This window comes from Leisingera caerulea DSM 24564 (genome assembly GCF_000473325.1).
Classification (GTDB): Bacteria; Pseudomonadota; Alphaproteobacteria; order Rhodobacterales; family Rhodobacteraceae; genus Leisingera; species Leisingera caerulea.
Window position 1 is genome coordinate 3307942 of sequence record NZ_KI421513.1, and the last position, 22478, is coordinate 3330419.

The 22478-nt window shown below is 62.8% G+C and carries 19 protein-coding genes and 1 tRNA gene; 8 read left to right on the forward strand and 12 right to left on the reverse strand.

Annotated features, from left to right (window positions below; all coding sequences use genetic code 11):
• Positions 1-193: 193 nt before the first annotated feature.
• On the forward strand, positions 194-778 hold the full coding sequence (locus CAER_RS0123335; RefSeq protein ID WP_027237634.1) for an HNH endonuclease: 585 nt from the start codon (positions 194-196) through the stop codon (positions 776-778).
• A 198-nt stretch (positions 779-976) separates the two neighbouring features.
• Here CAER_RS0123335 and CAER_RS0123340 read toward each other — a convergent pair whose 3' ends face one another.
• From CAER_RS0123340 to rocF, 3 genes are read right to left on the reverse strand one after another with little or no spacing between them, the layout of a single operon-like run.
• Entirely contained in the window at positions 977-2023 is a 1047-nt protein-coding gene (locus tag CAER_RS0123340; protein ID WP_027237635.1) for an ornithine cyclodeaminase, read from the reverse strand.
• Positions 2020-2949: a citrulline utilization hydrolase CtlX gene (gene ctlX, locus CAER_RS0123345; protein ID WP_027237636.1), complete on the reverse strand. Its 930-nt coding sequence runs from the start codon at positions 2947-2949 to the stop codon at positions 2020-2022. Before ctlX ends, CAER_RS0123340 begins: the two co-directional genes overlap by 4 nt.
• Positions 2946-3872 carry an arginase gene (gene rocF / locus CAER_RS0123350; RefSeq protein ID WP_027237637.1) on the reverse strand — a complete coding sequence of 309 codons (927 nt, stop codon included), beginning with the start codon at positions 3870-3872 and terminating at the stop codon, positions 2946-2948. Before rocF ends, ctlX begins: the two co-directional genes overlap by 4 nt.
• Positions 3873-3984: 112 nt before the next feature.
• On the opposite strand from rocF, the gene CAER_RS0123355 reads away from it, so the two are divergent.
• A complete protein-coding gene (locus CAER_RS0123355) occupies positions 3985-4410 on the forward strand; it encodes an Lrp/AsnC family transcriptional regulator (RefSeq protein WP_027237638.1) in 426 nt (141 codons plus the stop codon).
• A gap of 60 nt (positions 4411-4470) precedes the next feature.
• On the opposite strand, the gene CAER_RS0123360 is transcribed toward CAER_RS0123355, so the two are convergent.
• The gene (locus CAER_RS0123360; RefSeq protein ID WP_027237639.1) at positions 4471-4938 is read right to left on the reverse strand and encodes a disulfide bond formation protein B; all 468 of its coding nucleotides are present in this window, start codon (positions 4936-4938) and stop codon (positions 4471-4473) included.
• Positions 4939-4940: 2 nt separating this feature from the next.
• Positions 4941-5519, reverse strand: coding sequence for a YqaA family protein (locus CAER_RS0123365; RefSeq protein ID WP_027237640.1), 579 nt, complete (start codon positions 5517-5519; stop codon positions 4941-4943).
• Between the two features lie 164 nt (positions 5520-5683).
• Between CAER_RS0123365 and CAER_RS0123370 the strand changes: the two genes are divergently transcribed.
• Positions 5684-5769: transfer RNA gene (locus tag CAER_RS0123370), tRNA-Leu, on the forward strand.
• Between the two features lie 117 nt (positions 5770-5886).
• On the opposite strand, the gene CAER_RS0123375 is transcribed toward CAER_RS0123370, so the two are convergent.
• The 3 genes from CAER_RS0123375 to ypfJ form a co-directional block, all read right to left on the reverse strand.
• Positions 5887-6570: a class II aldolase/adducin family protein gene (locus tag CAER_RS0123375; protein ID WP_051357844.1), complete on the reverse strand. Its 684-nt coding sequence runs from the start codon at positions 6568-6570 to the stop codon at positions 5887-5889.
• On the reverse strand, positions 6567-7673 hold the full coding sequence (gene mtnA / locus CAER_RS0123380; RefSeq protein WP_027237642.1) for an S-methyl-5-thioribose-1-phosphate isomerase: 1107 nt from the start codon (positions 7671-7673) through the stop codon (positions 6567-6569). The genes CAER_RS0123375 and mtnA overlap by 4 nt, the downstream gene beginning before the upstream one ends.
• Before the next feature lie 134 nt (positions 7674-7807).
• Complete coding sequence (gene ypfJ / locus CAER_RS0123385; protein WP_027237643.1) at positions 7808-8653, reverse strand: KPN_02809 family neutral zinc metallopeptidase; 846 nt, start codon at positions 8651-8653, stop codon at positions 7808-7810.
• Between the two features lie 349 nt (positions 8654-9002).
• Here ypfJ and CAER_RS0123390 point away from each other — a divergent pair, with 349 nt between their 5' ends.
• Positions 9003-10151: an efflux RND transporter periplasmic adaptor subunit gene (locus tag CAER_RS0123390; RefSeq protein ID WP_051357845.1), complete on the forward strand. Its 1149-nt coding sequence runs from the start codon at positions 9003-9005 to the stop codon at positions 10149-10151.
• 3 nt (positions 10152-10154) lie between these two features.
• The gene (locus tag CAER_RS0123395; protein WP_027237645.1) at positions 10155-13280 is read left to right on the forward strand and encodes an efflux RND transporter permease subunit; all 3126 of its coding nucleotides are present in this window, start codon (positions 10155-10157) and stop codon (positions 13278-13280) included.
• A 70-nt stretch (positions 13281-13350) separates the two neighbouring features.
• Here the strand turns inward: CAER_RS0123395 and CAER_RS0123400 are convergent, their stop codons facing one another.
• The gene (locus CAER_RS0123400; RefSeq protein WP_027237646.1) at positions 13351-13563 is read right to left on the reverse strand and encodes a hypothetical protein; all 213 of its coding nucleotides are present in this window, start codon (positions 13561-13563) and stop codon (positions 13351-13353) included.
• A gap of 506 nt (positions 13564-14069) precedes the next feature.
• On the opposite strand from CAER_RS0123400, the gene CAER_RS0123405 reads away from it, so the two are divergent.
• The 3 genes from CAER_RS0123405 to CAER_RS0123415 all read left to right on the forward strand — a co-directional run bounded on the left by CAER_RS0123405 (position 14070) and on the right by CAER_RS0123415 (position 18182).
• The gene (locus CAER_RS0123405) at positions 14070-15035 is read left to right on the forward strand and encodes a TAXI family TRAP transporter solute-binding subunit (protein WP_027237647.1); all 966 of its coding nucleotides are present in this window, start codon (positions 14070-14072) and stop codon (positions 15033-15035) included.
• 109 nt (positions 15036-15144) lie between these two features.
• Complete coding sequence (locus CAER_RS0123410; RefSeq protein ID WP_027237648.1) at positions 15145-17754, forward strand: TRAP transporter permease; 2610 nt, start codon at positions 15145-15147, stop codon at positions 17752-17754.
• On the forward strand, positions 17751-18182 hold the full coding sequence (locus CAER_RS0123415; protein ID WP_027237649.1) for a universal stress protein: 432 nt from the start codon (positions 17751-17753) through the stop codon (positions 18180-18182). The genes CAER_RS0123410 and CAER_RS0123415 overlap by 4 nt, the downstream gene beginning before the upstream one ends.
• A 27-nt stretch (positions 18183-18209) precedes the next feature.
• Here CAER_RS0123415 and CAER_RS0123420 read toward each other — a convergent pair whose 3' ends face one another.
• From CAER_RS0123420 to CAER_RS0123430, 3 genes are read right to left on the reverse strand one after another with little or no spacing between them, the layout of a single operon-like run.
• Complete coding sequence (locus tag CAER_RS0123420) at positions 18210-19259, reverse strand: lipocalin-like domain-containing protein (protein ID WP_027237650.1); 1050 nt, start codon at positions 19257-19259, stop codon at positions 18210-18212.
• The gene (locus CAER_RS0123425; RefSeq protein ID WP_027237651.1) at positions 19249-21666 is read right to left on the reverse strand and encodes an ABC transporter permease; all 2418 of its coding nucleotides are present in this window, start codon (positions 21664-21666) and stop codon (positions 19249-19251) included. The genes CAER_RS0123420 and CAER_RS0123425 overlap by 11 nt, the downstream gene beginning before the upstream one ends.
• Positions 21663-22319 (reverse strand): ABC transporter ATP-binding protein, encoded by a 657-nt coding sequence (locus CAER_RS0123430; protein WP_027237652.1) that lies wholly within the window; start codon positions 22317-22319, stop codon positions 21663-21665. The genes CAER_RS0123425 and CAER_RS0123430 overlap by 4 nt, the downstream gene beginning before the upstream one ends.
• Positions 22320-22478: the final 159 nt, after the last annotated feature.

Sequence of the window (22478 nt, forward strand, 5' to 3'; positions counted from 1 at the left end):
GCCCCGGAGGCCAAGCCCCTGTGGATAAGTGTCACCGCGGTGTCACGGAATCAGCACAGATTGCTCCCGACATATTGTGGATCATCAGGGCTTGTCAGGCGCTAACCACGATATATAGTCAAAGTTAGGCTGGGGCGGGTTCCCCGCTCTGGTTCCGCAACACGGAAGATCAGGGCGAGGAAGACGTTCAAAAATGGATGGCGATTTCAGAGCAGAGTTTGTCAGATCTCCGGGGGCGCTGAAGCAGCACCCGGCACTGGTGCTGAACGCGGACTACCGGCCGCTCTCCTATTATCCTTTGTCTTTGTGGACCTGGCAGGATGCGGTCAAGGCCGCTTGGCTGGACCGGGTGGCCATTGTGGCCGAATACGACGAGGTGGTGCACAGTCCGAGTACCGAGATCCGAATACCGTCTGTGGTGGTTCTGAAAGATTATGTGAAACCTCAAAAGCGCGTGGCCTTCACGCGCTTTAATTTGTTTCTGCGGGATGAATTCCGCTGCCAGTACTGCGGCAGCAAGGGTGAGCTGACCTTTGACCATGTGGTGCCGCGCGCGGCTGGCGGTGTGACCAGCTGGGAAAATGTCGTGGCGGCCTGCAGCCCCTGCAATCTGAAGAAAGGGTCCAAATCGCTGCACCGGGCCGGCATGTCGCTGCGCAAGCCGCCGCGGCGGCCGGGGGCGGAGGAGCTGCGCAACACAGGACGCAAGTTCCCGCCCAACCACCTGCACGAAAGCTGGATGGACTTCCTGTACTGGGATACTGAGCTGGACGCTTAAGCGAAACTGTCCATCTACTTGGAAGATAAGGGTTCCGGCCTCATTGCCTGAGTGCCTGCTCCCGGTGGGGCGACTGCTCAGATCCCCATGAGCAGTGCCGGCAGATGCCGCTGACTGCGGCGAACAGACAAGGAGGCCGGAGGTGCCGGCGGCCTCAGTTCAGCGGGCCGCCTTTGCAGGGTGTCAGGGCGCGGCGCTTCAGGGTTTGGCGCGCTGAAGCATACCGAACAGGTCGCGCGGATCGTCCGGATCAGCAAGCATGTCCAGGTCGATGAAGTAATCGGTCCCCTTGATGCGGTCGCGGATATAGCGCAGCGCCGAGAAGTCCTCGATGGCAAAGCCGACGCTGTCAAACAGCGTGATCTGGCGGTCACCGGTGCGGCCCTGTTTATTGCCCGCAATCACTTCCCACAATTCGGTCACGGCAAAATCATCCGGCATCTGCTGGATCTCGCCCTCGATCCGGGTTTGGGGCGGGTATTCGACAAAAACGTCGGACCGGTTGAGGATGCCGGGCGCCAGTTCGGTCTTGCCGGGGCAGTCGCCACCGATCGCGTTAATGTGGACGCCGCTGCCCACCATGTTGTCGGTCAGAATTGTGGCATACTGCTTGTCCGCGGTGCAGGTGGTGAGGATCTGCGCGCCTTCGATCGCCTCCTCCGGCGTCTTGCAGGACACGACCTCAATTCCCACCCCTTGCAGGTTGCGGGCGCATTTTTCGGTCGCGGCCGGGTCATTATCATACAGGCGCACGGATCTCAGGCCGATGATTGCCTTCATCGCCAGCGTCTGGAATTCAGACTGGGCCCCGTTGCCGATCATCGCCATCGTGGTCGACCCCTTTGGGGCCAGATACTTGGCGGCCATTGCTGAGGTCGCGGCGGTGCGCAGCGCGGTCAGCATGGTCATTTCGGTCAGCAGCACCGGGTAACCGGTGTAGACATCCGCCAGCAAGCCGAATGCGGTGACGGTTTGCAGCCCTTCGGATGTGTTCTTGGGGTGGCCGTTCACATACTTGAAGCCATAGGCCTCCCCATCGGAGGTCGGCATCAGCTCGATCACACCGACGTCGGAGTGGCTGGCGACGCGCGGGGTTTTGTCAAACAGCTCCCAGCGCTTGAAGTCTTCTTCCACATATTCGGCCAGATCGCGCATCATCTGCTCGATGCCGACGTGATGAATGAGGCGCATCATGTTGTCGACGCTGACAAAAGGCACCAGTGCCTTGTCCGAAGGCTGTGTCATGCGGATTTCCTTTCACGGGGGCTCAGGTGGATGCCTGCCAGCATGCAGCGCACCGACCCGCCTGCGGTTTCGATGGTGGGAATGGTCAGCGGCAGCGGCTCTGCGCTCTGTTCAATGACTGAAATCTGATCCGGACGCAGCGCGTCCAACGCCTTGGCCGACAGAGCCAGAAGCCGTTTGCGGCCAGTAAGCTCCAGGGCGTTGCCTGCGAAACTGGCGATCTGATGGGGCGTGAGGTCAATTACCTGCCGGCCGGTTTCCTCCAGCCGTGCGGCAACCTCAACGCGGCGGGCGGGATCGGCAATCATGTCCAGGCAGATCAGCGCGTAACCGGTGCCGATCCCCATCAGAACATTGGTGTGATACACGTCGCGGCCCGCTTCATCTTTGGCTTCGAACACCATGGGTTCAAAGTTGAAATGAGTACAGAAGCGCTCCAGCAGCACTGGGTCGGCGCGGTTGGACTTCACGGTGTAGGCAATGCGGCCGATGTGGTCCAGCACCATGGCACCGGTGCCTTCCAGCGACAGCCCGTCCTGTTCCAAGCCGGAATAGTCGATCACGTCCTGAACCCGGTACTCCCGTTTCAGCAGCTCGATCACATCCCAGCGGCGCTCCTTGCGGCGGTTCTTCGCAAACATCGGATAAACCGCAACGTGGCCGCCTGCATGGGTAGAGAACCAGTTGTTTGGAAACACGCTGTCCGGGGTTTCGGTGGTGGTATCGTCGAACACATGCACCGAAACGCCCGCGCCGCGCAGGGCTTCAACGGCGCCATCGAATTCCGCCAGCGCCTGGGCCGCGGTTGCCGTGACCGAGGTATTTGCCAATGTTTGGAAAGCGTTGTCGCCCTTTGTTTCCGGGTTCGAGCGGAAATGATGCGGCCGGATCATTACCACCGCAGAGGGGGCTTGCAGGCTGGTCACTGGTAGCTCCGTGTCGGGCGGTCGAACACTCGGCGGCCCAGGGCGGAGGCGCAGAGGTCCACCATCAGATGCGCCGTGCGGCCGCGCTCATCCAGGAACGGGTTCAGCTCAACCAGATCCAGCGAGGTCATCAGGCCGGAGTCGTGCAGAATTTCGCAGACCAGGTGCGCCTCGCGCACGGTGGCGCCGCCGGGAACGGTGGTGCCGACAGCCGGCGCGACCGAGGGGTCGAGAAAGTCCACGTCCAGCGAGACGTGAAGCATGCCATTGGCCTGGGCGACCTGATCCAAGAACCGGTTCAACGGGCCGGCAATGCCGTTTTCATCAATATGGCGCATGTCATGGGTGCGGATGGAACTGTCTTCCAGCGCGAGCCGCTCCTGAGTGTCCACAGACCGCAGGCCGATCATGCAGACATTCTCCTCCGGAACCGGGTTCAGAACTTCAGGAAAGTCGTCGAACCCCCTGCGCCCGGTGAAATATCCAACCGGTGTGCCGTGCAGATTGCCGCTGTCCGATGTCTCCGGCGTGTGGAAATCCGTATGCGCGTCCAGCCAAAGCACAAACAGCGGCCGGCCTTCCTTTGCGGCAAAGTTTGCAGCCCCGGCCACGGATCCCAGCGACAGCGAGTGATCGCCGCCCAGGAACACCGGCAGGCCGCACTCCAGCGCGTCTTCGGCAGCCTGCGCGAGGCGCGAAGTCCAGCCGATGGTTTCGTTGCGGGCGTAGACGAGTCCGTCATTGGTGTCGGCAGGATGGGCCTCCGGCGCCAGGTTGCCAATATCTTCCACCGTGTGGCCAAGGCTTTCCAGGGCGGCGGCAATCCCAGCGGTCCGGTAGGCGTCCGGGCCCATCAGGCAGCCGGCCCGGCGCTTGCCGCTGTCGACCGGGGCTCCAATTAGAATGCAATGTTGCGACGTCACGGTTTTGCTCTCTCAAAACGTTGGCTTTCTTCCTGTTAACTTCCGAAATGTGATGGAATCCAGTCATCACTTTGCGCATAATGGGAACTGATTGTTCAAATTGAGGTGGAGTATGGACAAAACGGATGAGCGTCTGATCTCTGCGCTGCGCCACAATGCGCGGGCGTCTTTGTCAGACCTGGCGCTGGAACTGAACCTGTCGCGGACGACGGTGCGGGCCAGGATCGAGCGGCTGCAGGCGCGCGGCGACATTCTGGGGTTCACCGTGGTGCTGAAGGAGGATGTGCTGCGCGATCCGGTGCGCGGCCTGATGATGATCGGCATCGAGGGCCGCGGTACCAGCCGGATCACCCGGCAGCTGCAAGGGCTGCCGGAGGTGCGGGCGATTCACACAACCAACGGCCGCTGGGATTTGATCATCGAACTCGGGACCGAGACTTTGGAAACACTGGACGCAGCGCTGGCCAAGATCCGCACCTTTGAGGGGGTGGTGAGCAGCGAAACAAATCTGCTGCTGGCCACGAAAAAGGACACCTGAAGCCGGGACGGCCTAAACGCGATCAATGGGTTAGCGGCCTGGTTTCAGCTTACCGGACCGTTAACCTTTCTTGCGGGCATGGTTGGCGGCGGCAATCCAGATCAGCGCCAGGCCAAAGGAGGCAATGGCATTCCAGCTGGCCATGGAGAGGGAAAACAGCTCCCACGGGACCTCATCGCAGCGCACCAACGGCGCGGCCATGATCTGCTCCATCAGCTGATCGGGCGACAGCCCGCTCACCGGCCCGGAGGTGCAGGTGGAGGGGCCTTCCCACCAGCCGCGCTCAACACCGGTATGATAGACGCCGACCCCGGCAGTGGACAGCGCCGCCAGCGCCCCCAGATAAGGCAGCACCGCACTGGGAATGATCAGTGCCAGAACGCCGATCCCGGCCGCCGCAGCATGCGGATAGCGCTGCCAGTAGCACAGTTTGCAGGGCGCCATCTCGCCAATGTACTGGAAGCCCAGCGCCCCAAGCAGCAGTGCGGCAGAGCCGGTGGCAGCGATGACAATCAATAAGCGGTGCATGATCAGAGAAACCTCACCATCAGGAAGCCGCCGAACAGGACGACCATAAAGGCCGAGAAGACCAGCCCCAGGCGGCGTTCAATGAAGTCGCGGATCGGGGCCCCGAACTGCCAGAGCAGACCAGCCACGATGAAAAAACGCAGTGCCCGCGCAAGGATAGAGGTGGCAATGAAGGTCCCAAGCGGCATGCCTGTCCAGCCCGACATGATAGTGATCACCTTGTAGGGGAACGGCGTGATGCCGGCGCCGAGAACCGCCCAGAAGCCAAAGTCGTTGAAGCGGGCGTTGAATTCCGACATGGCGCCGCCTTTGCCCATCGCCTCCAGCACCGGCTGGCCAATGCTGTCATAGAAGAAGGCACCGATGGCATAGCCGAGCATTCCGCCTGCGACAGAGGCCGCCAAGGCCACCAGTGCAATCAGCCAGGCGCGGGACGGGCGGGCCAGGATCATCGGGATCATCAGCACGTCGGGCGGAATCGGAAATACCGAGCTTTCGACAAAGGCCACAGCGGCCAGACACCAGAGCGCCTTGGGGTGATCGGCCAAGGCCATCGTCCGGTCATATAACGGTTTCAGCATGCTGCGCCCTGCGTCCTCAACGGCGTTTGCAGAGGGACGTGGCACGTGCGCCGGCCTCCGTCAACCTTTGCTGCGGATGAAATTGCAACGGGGTGTGAATTCGGCGCAGAAGGGCCGTTTTGCCTCTGGACCTTGGCGGCAGGCTTGGCTAGGAAAAGGGCGTGGCCCAAGTGGCGGAATGGTAGACGCAGGGGATTCAAAATCCCCCGATGGCAACATCGTGAGAGTTCGAGTCTCTCCTTGGGCACCACAGATTTCCGCTAAATATCAAACACATCGGGAAAGTTCCGGAGCCAGTGCGGCAAGTTCGGTAGGGATTGCCTGCGGCGGGCGGCTCACCCCGGTTGTGCTTTGCGTCCGCGCAAAATCAGCGGCTGTCTTTCAGGCCGTAATCAGCGAAGGCTGCGATCACCGCCGCCATCTCGTCTTCGCTCAGGATATGCGTTTTTCCCAAGGTCAGGCTGGTCGCATAACCCTTTGCCAGTGTTTCGAGTTCCGTCATCCTCCAGAGCGCGCGGGGAAGGCTTTCACCTGTGGCGACCGCGCCATGGTTGGCCATCAGGCAAGCACTGCGGTTCTGCAAAGCGCGGGTGATATTTTCCGACAGCTGGCGGCTGCCGAACAGGGCATAGTCCGCCACCGGCACGTCGCTGCCGCCAAAGGCCGCCACCATATAGTGGCAGGCGGGGATTGACTGCCGGTTCATCGCCAGCGCGCTGCAATAGACAGGATGAGCATGGACAACGGCGTTGACGGCAGGCTTGGCCTGCAGGATCGCCAAGTGAAACGGCCACTCGGTGGAGGGTTTCAGCTGACCCTCTGGCGCGGCACTGCCGTCCAGCGGCATACAAACCAGATCCGCGGGGGTCATCTTTTCATAAGGCACGCCGGAGGGGGTGATCAGCATATGATCGCCCGCCCGAACGGAGATATTGCCGGATGTGCCCTGGTTGATCCCGGTGGCATTCATCTCAAGGCAGGCGTCGATCACCGCCTGCCGTAGCCCGGTGCAATCCTGGTAGGGCGGTTTCACCTCAGACGCCCCGGTCATGCGGACTTGGCAGCGGTCATTTCCGGGAACAGCCCGGCCAAGCCTTCCTCGGAGGCTTCGCAGACGCCGCGTTCGGTGATCAGCCCTGTGACCAGCCGGTTGGGCGTCACGTCAAAGGCGGGGTTGCCGCCAAGGGTACCATCGGGCGTGACCTGGACCACACCGATTTCACCGCTCTCCGTCTTGCCCTGGACATGGGTGATCTCGCGTTCGCTGCGCTCCTCAATCGGAATTTCGGAAGCGCCATCCGAGACGGTCCAGTCGATCGTCGGCGAGGGCAGGGCGACATAGAAGGGCACGCCGTTGTCCTTGGCTGCCAGCGCCTTGAGGTAGGTGCCGATCTTGTTGCAGACGTCGCCGCGGCGGGTAGTGCGGTCGGTGCCGGTGATCACCAGATCGACCTGGCCGTGCTGCATCAGATGGCCGCCGGCGTTGTCGGTGATGTAGCTGTGGCTGATACCGTGGCTGCCCAGTTCCCAGGAGGTCAGCGCGCCCTGGTTGCGCGGGCGGGTCTCATCCACCCAGACGTGGATCGGGATACCGGCGTCATGGGCCTGGTACATCGGGCTGGTGGCGGTGCCCCAGTCGACGGTGGCAATCCAGCCAGCGTTGCAGTGGGTCAGCAGCCGGACGGGCTCGCATGCCGGTTTGCCGGCGGCGATTTGTTTGATCAGCTCCAGCCCATGCGCCCCGATGCTGCGGTTGATTTCGACATCCTCATCGGCGATGTCATGGGCCAGCGCCAAGGCCGCCGGGGCGCGTTCGCCTTCGGCCAGCGGGCGCAGGTGATTGCGGCAGCGGTCCAGCGCCCAGCGCAGGTTGATGGCGGTGGGGCGGGTGGCGTTCAGAAAGCTCCACGCCTGATCCATCGCGGTATCGGACGGATCCAGCCGCATCGCCAGCGCCATCCCATAGGCGGCGGTCGCCCCGATCAGCGGCGCGCCGCGCACCCGCATTTCGACAATCGCGTCTGCAAATTCCTGCAGGGTGCTGACCTGCTGGATGCGGAAGTCATGCGGCAGCCAGCGCTGATCAATGATCTGCAGCGCGTCCTTGTCATGGTCCCACCACAGGGACCGGTAATGCGTACCGTCAACTTTCATCTGGCTGTCTCCCTAGTCCGGCGGCCATGGCGCGGCGCCGGAATCGATCCGGTTTCCGGCTCCGGCGTAGCGCTGCCTGTAAAGTTAGACAACCACCAACCCCAGCAGAATTCAATGGACCCGCAGCCGCTGGATCAAAGCGAGTTGGCCGAGAAGGTGTCGCAGGTGTTGATATCCCCGCTCTCGTACCCGCGCGCAAACCAAGCCTGCCGCTGGGCGCTGGTGCCGTGCGAGAAGGTATGCGGCTGCGGCACTTGGCCCGCGTTGCGCTGCAGCGTGTCATCGCCGATCTGTTTGGCGGCGTTCATCGCTTCGCTGATGTCGCCCGGCTCCAGCGTGCCCAGCTGATCCCGGGCATAGCGCGCCCAGATGCCGGAGAAGCAATCGGCCTGCAGTTCGGTGCGCACGGAAATCGCGTTGGACTCAACCTCGCTGACCTGGGCGCGGATGCGCTGGGTCTGGCCCAGGATGCCAAGTTCGTTCTGGACATGATGGGCAACCTCATGCGCCACCACATAGGCGGCTGCGAAATCACCGCTGGCGCCCAGCCGCTGGCTGAGCGTGGTGAAAAAGGAGGTGTCGAGATAGACCTTCTCATCCAGCGGGCAATAAAACGGTCCGGTCGCGCCGGAGGCCCCGCCGCAGGGCGATTGCGTGACGCCCTTGTAAAGCACCAGAACAGCAGGATCGTAGGCCCGGCCCAGCTGCTGGTCGAAAATCGTCGACCACACATCCTCAGTATCGGCCAGGGCGACGCTGACGAATTCGGCCGCGGCCTGGTCGGCTTCGGTGACCGGCGCGGACTGGCTGCTTTGCGGTGCCGTGCCTTGCAGCAGAGGCGTCAGGTCCACACCCAGAAAGGCGCCGACCACAATAATCAGAATCGCCCCCGCGCCGCCGACTCCGGCGGTTCTGCCGGTGAAACCCCGGCCCCGCCGGTCCTCAATGTTGCTGCTTCCGCGGCGTCCTCTCCAACGCATGGTATCCTCCTGGCATTCTGGCCTGCCGGCATCTGCGGGATCAGATAGCGGCGCGGCGGCAGCTATCAACGGGGCCCGCCCGGCCGGCCTGTCCGTCGGGCTCCCGTGTTGATAACCCCTGGCCGCCGCCTGGGGTTCCCGCCTGGCGGTGATTGAGCAGCGCGCCGGGGGAAAATGGTGCGGTTGTCCGGGCCAAGCAGCAAGAGAAACGCCCAAGACGTAACAACGGCTCTTGCGGTTAAGGTTAGCAAATTATTGAATGGAGGAAATTTCGTTTCCGCAAAAGCGGCTGCCACAGCCGTTGCTGCAATCATTCCTAATACACTTCCAATATTCGAAAGGGCACAGCATGGCACGATTTTGGACTGCAGGCCTGTCTGGTGGAACCGGTCTTGCGATGGTTGCAGCTGCAGGGCTGATGCTTGCGGGGCCTGCAGCCGCCCAGCAGGGCTCGGCGCCGAAGGTGTCGGTTGCGCCGGCTGTCGTGAAGCCGATCAAGGACACGGCCACGTTCATCGGCCGGGGCGAGGCGATTGACAAGGCCGACATCATGGCCCGTGTCAGCGGTTATCTGGAGGAGGTGCTGGTGGAAGACGGCGCCGAGGTGGAGCGGGGGGATGTGCTGTTCCGCATTGAGCGCAGCGCCTATGAAGCCGTGCTGGAAAGCCGCCGGGCGGAACTGGCGCAGGCGGAAGCCAACCTGGAGCTGGCCTCGCTGGATCTGGCCCGCAAGCAGGAACTGTTCGAGCGCGGTTCGGTGCCGGAGGCGGACCGTGACACCGCCCGCGCCAATGAGCTGGTGGCCGAAGCCCAGGTGCGGGCCGCCAAGGCTGCCATCCAGCAGGCTGAACTGGACCTGAGCTACACAGAAGTCAGCGCGCCGTTTTCCGGCCGCCTCGGCCGGGTCGAGGTCAGCATTGGCGACGTGGTAAGCCCCAGCGGCTCCCCCTTGGTGAACATCGTGCGGGAGGCTCCGGTCTATGTCTCCTTCTCGCTGAATGAAAAGCAGTTCGTCGAGATCCTGCAAGAGCTGGAGGCCAAAGGCCGCGACCGCGCAAATCCCGAAACCGCACCGGAAGTGTTCGTCGTGCTGCCGAACGGTGAAGAACTGGAGGAGAAGGGCCGGATCGCCTTTGCCGGCAACCGGGTTGACCCGGACACCGGCGCCGTCACCGTGCGGGCGAAATTCGACAACAGCAACCGGTTGATCCTCGACGGTGCTTTTCTGACCGTCGGCCTGCAGTCGCAGGAGGCCATTGACCGGATCATCATCAGTCAGGCCGCGGTTCAGCGCGATCAGCAGGGACCGTTTGTATTAGTTGTCGACGGCCAGAACCAGGTCCAGCAGCGCTATATCGTGACCGGGGATGTGCAGGGCACCGGCATTGTCGTGCTGGACGGGCTGACGCAGGGTGAAACCGTTGTGGTCCAGGGCCTGCAAAAGATCCGCCCCGGCGTCGAGGTGGACCCGGTCCCGGCGGCGCAGGCTGGAGAGTAAGCGATGTTTTCCTCTCTCTTTATCTCACGCCCTAAATTCGCAATTGTCATTTCCCTGGTTCTGACGGTCATGGGGATGATCGGTTATTTCGTTCTGCCTGTTGCACAGTTCCCGGAAATCACTCCGCCGGTGGTGAACGTCACCGCCAGCTACCCGGGCGCCAACGCGGAAACCGTTGAAAAAAGCGTCGCCGCGCCGATCGAGGCGCAGGTGAATGGGGTGGACGGGATGCTCTATATGTCCTCAAACTCCGCCGACAACGGCAGCTATTCGCTGTCGGTGACCTTTGAGGTCGGCACCGACCCTGACATCGCCTCCGTCAACGTGCAGAACCGGGTGGCGCAAGCGGTTGCGGCGCTGCCCGCCGAAGTCACGGCCAACGGTGTGGTGACGCAGAAAAGCTCCTCCAACATGCTGCTGGTGACGGCGCTCACCTCACCCGAGGGGACCTATGACAGCGTGTTCCTGTCGAACTATGCCGCTATCAACATCAAGGATGCGCTGGCGAGAGTGGCCGGCGTCGGCAAGGCGGACATCCTGACAAATTTTGAATACGCCATGCGCGTCTGGCTCGACCCCAACAAGATGGCCGGTCTCGGCATTTCGCCCGGCGACGTGATCAACGCGGTGCGGGAGCAGAATATCGAGGTCTCGGCGGGGCAGGTGGGTGCACCGCCGGTGCCCGGCGACCAGGTGTTCCAGTACACCATCAAATCCAAGGGCCGCCTGACCGAGGTCAGCGAGTTCGAGGACATCGTGATCCGCACCGGCAACGGCGGCAGCACCGTGCGGCTGAGCGATATCGCGCGGGTGGAACTGGGCGCCTCCAACTACAGCGCCTCGGGCTTTTACGATGGCGTGCCGGCCACCATCCTGGCGGTCTATCAGGCCCCTGGCGCCAATGCGCTGGCCGTTTCCGAAGCGGTGCTGGCCGAGCTGGAGAGGCTGTCGCAGGATTTCCCTGCAGACGTCGCCTATTCCGTGCCCTTCAACACCACCGATTTTGTGGAGCAATCGCTGAACGACGTGATCACCACCCTGATGATGACCTTTGTGCTGGTGATATCGGTGGTGTTTATCTTCCTCGGCTCGCTGCGGGCGACCGTTATTCCGGCGGTGGCAATCCCGGTGTCGCTGATCGGGACCTTTGCGTTTTTGCTGGCCCTTGGCATGTCACTCAACACCATCTCGCTGTTTGCGCTGGTGCTGGCGATCGGCATCGTGGTCGATGACGCCATCGTGGTGGTGGAGAACGTCGAACGGATCATCGCCGAGGAGGGTCTGCCCCCGGTGGAGGCCACCCGCAAGGCGATGGGTCAGATCACCGGACCGGTTATCGCGACCACGCTGGTGCTGCTGGCGGTGTTTGTGCCGGTCACCTTCATGCCCGGGATCACCGGCAAGCTGTTCTCCCAGTTTGCCGTGACCATTTCGGTTGCGGTTGTGATCTCCTCGATCAATGCACTGACCCTGTCGCCCGCGCTTTGCGCCATGGTGCTGAAACCCCGGTCAGGCCCGCCCAAGGGGCTGCTGGCCCTGTTTGAGAACATGATCGGCGGTGTGCGCAACGGCTACCTGGGCATTGTCACGCGCCTGCTGCGCCTGCCGGTGATCGGGCTGGCGATTATCGCGGCTTTTGCCTTCGGCACCGGATCGGTATTTACGGCGACATCAAAAGGCTTCCTCCCGTCCGAGGACAACGGGTACCTGTTTGTCGATGTGCAGCTGCCCGATGCGGCGGCCTTGGGGCGGACCGAAACGGTGACCAGCCGGATTGACGAACAGATCCGCCAGATCCCCGGCGTCCAGGGCACAGTCCTGGTCAATGGCTTCAGCCTGCTGAACGGCGCCAGCGCCAATGGCGCGATGATCATCGCCAACCTGGCTCCGTGGGATGAGCGGCAGAGCGAACCCCTGCAGCCAAACGCTATCCTCGGCCAGATCTACGGGATCGCCAACGCCGAGGCCGCGGCCAGCATCGTTGCCTTCAACCCGCCGCCGATCTCCGGACTGGGCATGTCGGCCGGTGTAGAGATGGCGGTCCAGCAAACCGCGGGCGGCACTCCGCAGGATCTGGCTCAGTCGGTGGGATCGCTGGTCTATTCTGCCAATCAGCGGCCCGAGATCGCCCAGTCCTACACCACCTTCCGGGCCAACGTGCCGCAGGTATTTGTCGATCTGGACCGGGAGAAGGCCAAGACGCTGAACGTGCCGATTGCCGAGGTGTTCCAGACCATGCAGACGCATCTGGGCTCTTACTATGTCAACGATTTCAACCTGTTCGGTCGCGTCTACAAGGTGATGCTGCAGGCTGAGGGCTCCTATCGCGACAAGATCGAGGACATTGGCGGGCTTTATGTGCGGGCGCAGACCGGCGAGATGGTGCCGCTGTCGACCCTCATAGATGTGGAGAACGTGCTGGGGCCGGTGCTCCTTAAGCGGCACAATATCTTCCGCTCAGCCACTGTGACGGCAGTGCCCGGGCCCGGGCTGTCAACCGGGGATGCCATCCAGGTGATGCAGGAGGAGGCCGCCACGGCGCTGCCGCCGGGCTATGCCTTTGAGTGGACCGGCACCGCGCAGCAGCAGCTGGATTCCGCGGGGCTGGTGACGGTGATCCTGGCGATGGCGGTGCTGTTCGGCTACCTGTTCCTGGTGGCGCAATACGAAAGCTGGACCATGCCGGTTGCGATCCTCCTGTCTGTTATCGTTGCCTTGTTCGGCGCCGTCGCGGCGGTAGCCATCGCAGGCAATGACATCAACCTCTACACCCAGATCGGGATGATCATGCTGATTGGCCTTGCGTCCAAGAACGCCATCCTCATCGTTGAATTTGCGATGGAGCAGCGCGCGGCCGGCCTAAGTATCCGGGACGCCGCGCAAGAGGCCGCCAAGCAGCGGTTCCGCGCCGTGATGATGACGGCGCTGTCCTTCCTGCTGGGGGTGGTGCCGCTGATGGCGGCCTCCGGCGCAGGGGCTTCCAGCCAGCGCGCCATCGGTATCGCGGTCTTTGGCGGCATGCTGGCAGCGACGGTTGTCGGGGTGATCGTGGTGCCGGTGCTTTATGCAATGATGCAAGGCATGCGCGAACGCATCAAGGGCACGCCCGCAGCCAGCCCGGCAGAATAACGATGCGGCCCCCGCGAGCCTGCGGGCTGGCGGGGCCGTCCGTGCGTGCCGAAGCTTGGATGCAGCGTATTCAGCCCTGGCGTGCCCGCAGGCCGCGTTCATGGGCCGCCGACAGGATCAGATCCCATTTCCGCGGCGTGCAGCGGAACTCCGGTTCCACATCGCAGGTCAGCGGCGCACTGGTCTCCTGCGGTATCTTGCGGGCCTCGGCGGAGACGCAGCGCTCCAAAGCCCAGAAATCCGTCAGCGACGGGTTGTCGTGAATTACTTGGCTCAGCAGCATTGCCGCAAGCTCCCTGACTTCCTGCCCGCAGTTTCGGTTCTTGAACCGCGGATCAATTTTTGTGTGACGCTTATTAGCGCCATCTGCCGGATTTGTCACCAGGGCAATCCCCCAACCAACAGCAAACAAGCGCAAAAAGCGGTGGCAGACCCCGCCCGGCACGTGACAGCCCAACCGCAATTGCCGTAGCGCAAGAATCGCCGGCCCGCAGATTTCCCTTGCAATTAAATTCTTTGTATGCCGGTACCTGGAAGCCAGGGAAAACTGACGGGGAAATTTACCTAACTGTCGTCATGGCAGAGAAAAATGCTGTTTTCAGGGGTGCGTCAATAGATAGCACCCTTGACTTGGGAAGGTCCCGGTGAAACCCTTGCGGGCGTGCAAAAAAAATCCGCACACGCCTTGCTTGGGGGCCAAATTCTCTGGCCGTGCGATAAGCAAAACACCGCTTTCGCTAAGCCCCGGGCCGGGCTGAAAATCATAAGACAAGTGGGAGAGACTTGATCATGAAACACACCAAGCTGGCGATCGGTGCTTTGGTGACCGCGGCCTTTATGGCTCCGGCAGCATCTGCGCAGGAATTCATCACCATCGGCACCGGCGGCGTGACCGGCGTGTATTATCCGACCGGCGGCGCCATTTGCCGTCTGGTGAACAAGGGCCGCAAGGAGCACGGCTTCAAGTGCGCCGTCGAATCCACCGGCGGTTCGGTCTACAACATCAACACCATCCGCGAGGGCGAGCTGCAATTCGGCGTCGCCCAGTCGGACTGGCAGTACCACGCCTACAACGGCTCCTCCAAGTTTGAGGAAGCGGGCCCGTTCGAAGGCCTGCGCGCCGTGTTCTCGGTGCATCCGGAGCCGTTCACCGTGGTGGCCCGCGCCGATGCCGGCATTTCCACCTTTGACGACCTCAAGGGCAAGCGCGTCAACATCGGCAACCCGGGCTCCGGCCAGCGCGGCACCATGGAAGTACTGATGGACGCCAAGGGCTGGGGCATGGAAGATTTCGCCCTGGCAACCGAGCTGAAGGCGGCGGAACAGTCCGCGGCGCTGTGCGACAACCAGATCGACGCGATGATCTATACCGTCGGCCACCCGTCCGGCTCCATCCAGGAAGCCACCACTGCCTGTGACTCTGTTCTGGTCACCGTGGACGGCGAAGCGGTTGAGAAACTGGTTGGCGACAACTCCTTTTACCGCACAGCCACCATTCCCGGCGGCATGTACCGCGGCACCGACGAGGACGTGAAGACCTTTGGTGTGGGCGCGACCTTCGTGACCTCGGCAGACGTGTCCGAGGATGCGGTTTATGCGGTCGTCAGCTCGGTATTCGAAAACTTCGAAGCCTTCCAGAAGCTGCACCCGGCCTTCGCCAACCTGAAGCCGGAAGAGATGATTGCGGACGGCCTGTCGGCTCCGCTGCATCCTGGCGCGGCCAAGTACTATAAGGAAAAAGGCTGGATCGAGTAATCCGCCTGAGCACTGGGACGGGGCGCATCAGCGCCCCGTTTCTGCCCCCGGATCGGGGGATGAAATTTGAGGCCGAGCCGCTCCGCGCCGGCCCTAGGGGAGATTATCCATGACATCCGATGCTCAGGGAAATCGACCGCTCAGCGAAGAAGAGCTTCAGGAACTTGTCGCGTCCTCTGACGCCGGCGCCCGCAACCCGGTGGGAAGCGTGGGGCTGTTTCTGGCAATCGTCGCAGTCATCTGGTCGGTTTTCCAAGTCATTCTGGCTTCACCAGTTTCCAACTTGCTGCTGCCTGGCAGCGTGGTGAACAATTCGCGGCAAATCCATTTGGCCTTTGCCATTTTCCTGGCCTATGCCGCCTATCCCGCATTAAAAAGCAGCCCGCGCGGATACATTCCGATACAGGACTGGATCTTTGCCATCGCCGGGACCGGCATCGCGCTCTATGGCTATATTTTCTATCAGAAAATCGTCGACTCTGGCGGCCTTGCCGATGACATGGACAAGTGGTTTGCCCTGGCCGGCCTGATCCTGCTGTTCGAAGCCGCACGCCGCGCTTTGGGGCCGGCAATGGCGATCATTGCGACAATTTTCCTTCTCTATGTTTTCTTCGGCTCTTCGGAATACGTGCCCGAAGTCATCCGCTGGAAAGGGGCCAGCCTGAAAAAGGCGATGAGCCACATGTGGATCACGTCTGAGGGCGTGTTCGGCATTGCCCTGGGTGTGTCCACCAAATTCGTGTTCCTGTTTGTGCTGTTCGGCGCGCTGCTGGATAAGGCAGGCGCCGGCAATTACTTCATCAAGATGGCCTTTGGCGCGCTTGGCCACCTGCGCGGCGGCCCGGCCAAAGCGGCGGTTGTGGGCTCTGCCGCGACCGGCCTGATCTCCGGCTCCTCGATTGCCAACGTGGTCACCACCGGCACCTTCACCATCCCGCTGATGAAACGCGTGGGCTTCACGTCAGAACAGGCGGGCTCGGTTGAGGTTGCGTCCTCCGTGAACGGCCAGATCATGCCGCCTGTGATGGGCGCTGCGGCCTTCCTGATGGTGGAATATGTGGGCATCTCCTATGTCGAGGTGATCACCCACGCCTTCCTGCCGGCTGCGATTTCCTACATCGCGCTGGTCTATATCGTGCACCTGGAAGCGGTGAAGCGGAACATGCCGACGCTGGGCAACCGCGTGGTGTCCATGGGCCGTACTATTGGCGGTATGGCGCTGTTCTTTGCCGGCTTCGCAGCGCTTTGCTATGGCGTGCAGTACCCGGTGAAATGGATCGTTGCAGCCATGCCGGACGCGTCCGGGCTGACGCTGTCAGCCTTGGTTGTGACCGCCTATATCGCACTGCTGTGGCTGGCCGCCGGCGTTGATGATCTGGTGCCGGATGACCCCAATGCCGCAGAGGTCGAACTGCCTGTTGTGGCAGAAATCTATAAGGCGGGACTGCATTACCTGCTGCCGATCATCGTGCTGGTCTACTTCCTGATGATCGAGCAGAAGTCGCCCGGTCTTTCCGCCTTCTGGGCCACGGCGCTGCTGTTCGTGATCCTGGTGACCCAAAAACCGCTCAAGGCCATTTTCCGCGGCCAGAGCGATATGGCCAATGCCTTCATGGAAGGCGTTAGCGACCTGTGGCACGGGCTGATCGACGGCGCCCGCAACATGATCGGCATCGCGCTGGCAACCGCCACCGCCGGTGTGATCGTGGGCACCGTCACCCTCACCGGTGTGGGGCAGGTGATGTCAGAGCTGGTTGAGTTCATCTCGGGCGGCAACCTGATCCTGATGCTGGTTATGGTCGGCATACTGTCTCTGGTTCTGGGCATGGGTCTTCCGACCACCGCCAACTACATCGTCGTCAGCTCGCTGATGGCCGGTGTCGTGGTGGAACTGGGTGCCCAGTCGGGCCTTATCGTGCCGCTGATCGCGGTGCACCTGTTCGTGTTCTACTTCGGGATCATGGCCGACGTGACGCCGCCAGTCGGGCTTGCCAGCTTTGCCGCGGCCGCTGTGTCTGGCGGCGATGCCATCCGCACCGGTTTCACCGCATTCTTCTACAGCCTGCGGACCGTGGCGCTGCCGTTCGTGTTCATCTTCAACACCGATCTCCTGCTGATTGATGTGAACTGGATACAGGGGATACTGGTTGCCATATCGGCTACCATCGCGATCCTGGTCTTTACCGCCGGCACAATGGGCTATTTCATCAGCCGCAACCGGATCTATGAAAGCATCCTGCTGATCTTTGCCGCCTTTGCGCTGTTCCGGCCGGACTTTTTCATGGACCGGATTATGCCACCCTATGCGCAGGTTCCGCCGGCGCAGCTGGTGCAGGCGATGGATGAGGCAGAGCCGGGCGCTGAGCTGCGGATCACTGTGGAAGGCCCTGATTTCGACACGTCCGAAATCAAAAGCACGACGATGCTCCTGACCGCCGATGGCACTGGCGGCCAGCAGGCTGTGGATGCCTATGGCCTGCTGCTGCTGGAAGAGGACGGCGTGGTGAAACTGGAGGAGCCGATGTTCGGCACCCCGGCGGCGCCCAATCTGGAAAGCTTTGACTTCTACGCCGACGAACCGGTGCGGATCATTGCAATCCAGGCCCCGGCCAGCCAGCTGCCCAAGGAACTGATCTTCATCCCGGCGCTGCTGCTGGTGGCGCTGATTGCGTTTCTGCAGCGCGGACGCGCGCGTGAACAGGAAGGAGTACCGGCATGAGCAAACCCGTTCTTTGCGCCCTGGAGCTGAGCGACCGCGCCTTGGACGAAAAGGTCCTGACCGAGGCCGCCAGGCTGGCGGATCTTGACGGCGCCCAGCTGGACGTGGTCAACGTCCTGCCCAACTTCGGCGAGACCTGGGTGTCCGGCTTTTTCGAGGAACACCACCACGAAAAGGCAGTAGAGGACGCCACCAAGCGGCTTCAGGACCTGTGCAGCAAGCTGCTGGGGGAAGAGCGCAATGCAAAGGTGCGCCATCTGGTGGCCACCGGCACAGCCTATCAGGAGATCCTGAAAGTGGCCGAAACGGCGGGCAGCGGGCTGATCGTGATCGGCGCGCACAAGCCGGATCTGAAAGACTACCTGCTCGGGCCCAATGCGGCCCGGGTGATCCGGCACTCGGATTGCTCGGTCTTTGTGGTCCGCTGAACATCTTAGGGGCGCCTTCGGGCGCCCTTATTCGTACCCGGTCATCTCAAGATAGCCCGTGCCGCTGTGGCTGCCGGTGACTGTGACCGGCCCTTCCCAATACGAGAATGTGGTGCCCATCCAGCTTTGCGGGTTAAGTGCCTGGACTTCAACGGAAACAGCTTTCTCCGGCAGGCGCGCGCTCCAGCGTGTCGGGATCCTGCGGCCCTGCACCTCGCTGTATTCCAAGGGCTCGGCTTGGAAGGTCCCCGGCTCCAGCGGCTCCGCCGTGCCATCTGCCGAAATCCAGGTGCCGGAGGTGAAATCGCCGCTTTCTGCCCGTAGGACAAAGCCCATCAGCTTGGCGCCGTTCTCGAAGCTGAGCGAGAACCAGTCCCAGCCGCTTTGATCCTCAGCCAGCGGCTGGCTGGACCATTCCCTGTCCAGCCAGCCGTGGCCCGTGACCTCAACCGCGCTCTGGGGAAACGACACGGTGCCGGTGACCTCGTAATGCGGCTGCGAATAGTAATAACTCGCCTGGCCGCTGGCGGATTTCACGGAATACCCGTCTTCTCCATGCAGCACTAAGGGGCCAGACGCGGTGAGTTGCAGATCATAGGAAAAAGTTACGCCCGCAGCGGTAAGCTTCAGGTTTTCAAGTCCATGTTGGGACGACGCCATCTGCCAGTTGTCGATCCAGGCCGCGAAGGGCTGCGCTGTGACGCCTGCCTGGCCGATGCCGCCGCGGGCGATACGCTCGGCAAAAAGGTGCTGATCCGGTGCGGTCACTGCCGCATGGGCCATCCATATCTGCGGATTCTGCCAGCCGGCCCCGTCGCCTGGCGCCAGGGCCGAGCGGAACAGCGTCCATTGGACGCCGTAATCCCGGCCATCCGCGCCTTCAAGATTGGCGGTCAAGTACCACCACTCAATACGGAAGTCCGGGTGCGGGCCATGATCCGCGGGGAAGTCCAGCTGATAGCCGCGCTGCGGTATGGCAAAGCCTTCGGCCTCTGAGCCCAGACCGGCAAACCCTTGCGGCAGCGCGGGCGAAGCCCACCCGGCAACAACAAGCGCGAGGACAGTTCTAGCGTTCATTGGCAAACACCTTGAGCAGTTCGGACGGATCGAGCCGGCTGAGCCGGCGCGCGGGCAGGGCGGCAGCCACCATGGCGGCCAGCAGCGCCAGCAGAAACAGCCGCAGCCAGTCGCCCGGGAAGACATGCATGGGCAGCTTCCAGCCAAAAGCTTCGACATTGATCACCGCAAGCAGCGCCCAGGCCAGGATCAGCCCCAGCGGCAGCGCCAGCACCGCGGTGATCGCGGCGAGCAGGACACTGCGCAGCACCTCGGTTGCGGCAAGCTGGCGGCGGCTGAGCCCCATCGCCCAGACCGGCGCCAGCTGCGGCAGGCGCTGGCTCCACAAGGTCAGCAGGCTGGTCAGCATGGCAAAGGCGGCCACCCCGAGGGTCAGCAGGTTCAGCGCGGCGGTAACGACAAAGGTCCGGTCGAACACCGCCAGCGAGCGCGCCTTGAGGCTCGCCTGATCAACGATGTTTTCCCGTGGTATTTCAAAACTCTCCCGGATGGTGCTGATGAGGTCAGGAACCTGATCCGGCGGCAATCGCAGGCCGAACTGCCGGTTGGGTATGCCGGGCGCGCGGGCCAGCAGTTGGTGCAGCGCGGCAATCGCCTGGCCGTTGGGGTTGCCGTAGTCGGAATAGATCCCGGCAATCGTCAGCGACCATCCGGGTTCAAGCTGGAGCTTTCCGCCAGGCGCCAGGCCGTGGCGGCGGGCTAGCTGCTCGTTTATCAGCACGGCCTCTCCGGCAGCGACGCGATCCCAGACCCGCGGCAAGGCCTGTAGCAACGGCCAATGCTCCCGGTAGGTCGGATCGTCCACCACCCCATAGATCCGAAGCGGCGCCCCTTTGAACCGCAGATCGCTTCGGCGGATCGGCAGCACGGTTACCCCTTGGCCGTCGAGCCAATCGGCAAGCGCTGCGCCTTGCGCGTCAGTTCCTGCGGTCACATAGACCTCAGCCGCCAGGCGCTGGTCCAGCCAGCCCACAAACGTGAGCCTGAAACTGGAAACCATCGTTCCCACGCCAATATTCGTCGCCAGCGCCAGCAGCAGCGCCATCAGGGCAAGCGACATGCCCGGCAGCTGCGCCCGGGTGTCAGCCCAAAGCCATTCCGCATATGGCCGCCGGGCCAGCCGCGCGCCGAGCCGGAGGCCGCCTGAAATCAGCAAGGGCAGCATCAAAGCGGCGCCCAGCATCAGGCCGCCAAGAAAGACAAACCCGGAAACAAGCCCCTGAAATAAATTAATAACGTAAATCCCTGCCAGGATGCAGACGCCCCCCGCAGCGGCAGATAGCAGATGCGTCCGGCCAGCCTGCTGGCCGCGGGCGCGGGTTGCTGGTGCCGCCAGGAGCGGCATCCGCCACATCGCAAAAAGCGCCTGTGCCCCGGCCAGGAATGTACCGCCAAGCGCCATTGCAAGCCCGGACAAGACCCAGCCAGGGCGCAGGGACAGGCTGCCATCCACCGGCGCCCCGTAGAGCCCGGCCAATGTGGCACTGACATCCGGCAGCAGCGCCGCAGCAACCAGGTAACCGCCTGCCAGCCCAGCCGCACCCGCAATCAATGCTGCAATCGCCAGTTCTGCGGCGAACAGGCCGGTCAGGACTTGCATCGGCACCCCAAGCCCGCGCAGCGTCCGGATCAGGCCGCGGCGCTGCTCCAGGCTGAGGGTGATTGTCCCCTGGACAATGAACAGCCCCACAGCGAAGGACAGCAGCCCAAAGGCGGTCAGATTGAGGTGAAAACTGTCGGTGAGCCGCGCGGTGTCTGCTGCTGCGCTTTGGGCGGCAACGCGGGTCAGCGCGGGGGCGAGTTCCGCCAGCGGTGTCAGGCCCGGAATCTGGCCGGGCAGGACCAGAAGATAGCTCAGCGCCTCCGGTTGCTTCAGCAGACGGCTGGCGAGGCTCAAATCAGCCACCAGCACACCGCGGGGCAAGGCGCTGGTGCGGGTGACCGGGTGCTGCTGCTGCGCGGCTGCAAGCTCTGCTGCAGTGTCCGGATGCGCAAAGAAGCGGCCCGGCGCCAGCAGCGCGTCCAGCGGCGGCGCGCCATCCTGTTCCGCTGCTTCGGCCATGTCCGCCACCAGCGGATGGCTGAGCAGGTCAACGCCCATAATATCAAAGCTTTGCCGCCCGAACCTGACAGTGCCTTCCAGCACCGGCGCCAGCTTCCAGCCCGCCCGGCGCAGGGCTGCATACTGGCGCAATGCGATACCGCCGCTATCCGGCACCAGCCGGTCAGCACCTGCGGTGCCCAGCTGCTGCGCCGCCCGGGCATAGCTGGCGCGGGCCTCGCCATTGATCGCCTGCACTGCCGACCACAGGCCGGTGGCCAACGCCAGCCCGGCAATCAGTGTCGCCAGCTGCAGCGGATGGCGCCGCCAGTGGGACAGGATGGATCCCAGGGCGGCGCGGATCATGCGGCCTTGCCGTGCTTGAGGTGCAGCTGCCGGTCCAGCATCTGTGCGATTGCGGCGGAATGTGTGACCAGAAACAGCGCCGCACCGCTTTCCCGCACCAGTTCCAGCATCAGCTCCATCACCGCGGCGCTGGCGGTCTCATCCAGGTTTCCGGTCGGCTCATCCGCCAGCAGCAGTTTGGGACGCAGGGCAAGGGCGCGCGCGATGGCAACCCGTTGCTGCTGGCCGCCCGACAGCTGCTCCGGGTAGCGGTCAAGCAGCCCGGACAGGCCAAGGCGGTCCGCCAGCTGCTGGCCCCAAACCGCGTCCCAGCGGCCGCCAAGCCGCGCGTGCAGCGAGATGTTTTTCCGGACCGTGAGTGAAGGGATGAGATTAAATTGCTGGAAAACCAGAGAAACCTCTTTCCTGCGAAGCGCTGCGCGATGGCGGTCGCCAAGACCGGAAAGCCGGGTGGCTCCAATCTCGATCTCGCCGCTGTCAAAGTGATCCAGCGCTCCGGCCAAGTGCAGCAGGGTGCTTTTGCCGGAACCGCTGTCACCCGTCAGCGCCAGGCTGGTACCCGCAGCAAGGTCAAGCGACACCCCCCGCAGCACGGCGGTTTCCGAGGTCTGGCCGGGATAAGCCTTGGTCACGTTGCGGATCTTCAGAACCATTCTACGGCACCTCCGGCGTTTGGCCGTCCATTCCTGCAAATGCACTCAATACCTCTGGCTCTTGGAAGTCCAGTGCGGCAGAAAGACAGGGCCGGATGCCTGCTGCTGGCGATCCTCGGCTTAAGTGGTTAAGAACAGAAACCAATTAGGCGGCCGGGA

Excerpts from the sequence above, each read along its gene's own strand:
- CAER_RS0123335 (WP_027237634.1), top strand. The coding sequence starts at position 194 with ATGGATGGCGATTTCAGAGCAGAGTTTGTCAGATCTCCGGGGGCGCTG.
- CAER_RS0123340 (WP_027237635.1), bottom strand. The coding sequence starts at position 2,023 with ATGACACAGCCTTCGGACAAGGCACTGGTGCCTTTTGTCAGCGTCGAC.
- CAER_RS0123355 (WP_027237638.1), top strand. The coding sequence starts at position 3,985 with ATGGACAAAACGGATGAGCGTCTGATCTCTGCGCTGCGCCACAATGCG.
- CAER_RS0123360 (WP_027237639.1), bottom strand. The coding sequence starts at position 4,938 with ATGCACCGCTTATTGATTGTCATCGCTGCCACCGGCTCTGCCGCACTG.
- CAER_RS0123365 (WP_027237640.1), bottom strand. The coding sequence starts at position 5,519 with ATGCTGAAACCGTTATATGACCGGACGATGGCCTTGGCCGATCACCCC.
- CAER_RS0123375 (WP_051357844.1), bottom strand. The coding sequence starts at position 6,570 with ATGACCGGGGCGTCTGAGGTGAAACCGCCCTACCAGGATTGCACCGGG.
- mtnA (WP_027237642.1), bottom strand. The coding sequence starts at position 7,673 with ATGAAAGTTGACGGTACGCATTACCGGTCCCTGTGGTGGGACCATGAC.
- ypfJ (WP_027237643.1), bottom strand. The coding sequence starts at position 8,653 with ATGCGTTGGAGAGGACGCCGCGGAAGCAGCAACATTGAGGACCGGCGG.
- CAER_RS0123390 (WP_051357845.1), top strand. The coding sequence starts at position 9,003 with ATGGCACGATTTTGGACTGCAGGCCTGTCTGGTGGAACCGGTCTTGCG.
- CAER_RS0123395 (WP_027237645.1), top strand. The coding sequence starts at position 10,155 with ATGTTTTCCTCTCTCTTTATCTCACGCCCTAAATTCGCAATTGTCATT.
- CAER_RS0123400 (WP_027237646.1), bottom strand. The coding sequence starts at position 13,563 with ATGCTGCTGAGCCAAGTAATTCACGACAACCCGTCGCTGACGGATTTC.
- CAER_RS0123405 (WP_027237647.1), top strand. The coding sequence starts at position 14,070 with ATGAAACACACCAAGCTGGCGATCGGTGCTTTGGTGACCGCGGCCTTT.
- CAER_RS0123410 (WP_027237648.1), top strand. The coding sequence starts at position 15,145 with ATGACATCCGATGCTCAGGGAAATCGACCGCTCAGCGAAGAAGAGCTT.
- CAER_RS0123415 (WP_027237649.1), top strand. The coding sequence starts at position 17,751 with ATGAGCAAACCCGTTCTTTGCGCCCTGGAGCTGAGCGACCGCGCCTTG.
- CAER_RS0123420 (WP_027237650.1), bottom strand. The coding sequence starts at position 19,259 with ATGAACGCTAGAACTGTCCTCGCGCTTGTTGTTGCCGGGTGGGCTTCG.
- CAER_RS0123425 (WP_027237651.1), bottom strand. The coding sequence starts at position 21,666 with ATGATCCGCGCCGCCCTGGGATCCATCCTGTCCCACTGGCGGCGCCAT.
- CAER_RS0123430 (WP_027237652.1), bottom strand. The coding sequence starts at position 22,319 with ATGGTTCTGAAGATCCGCAACGTGACCAAGGCTTATCCCGGCCAGACC.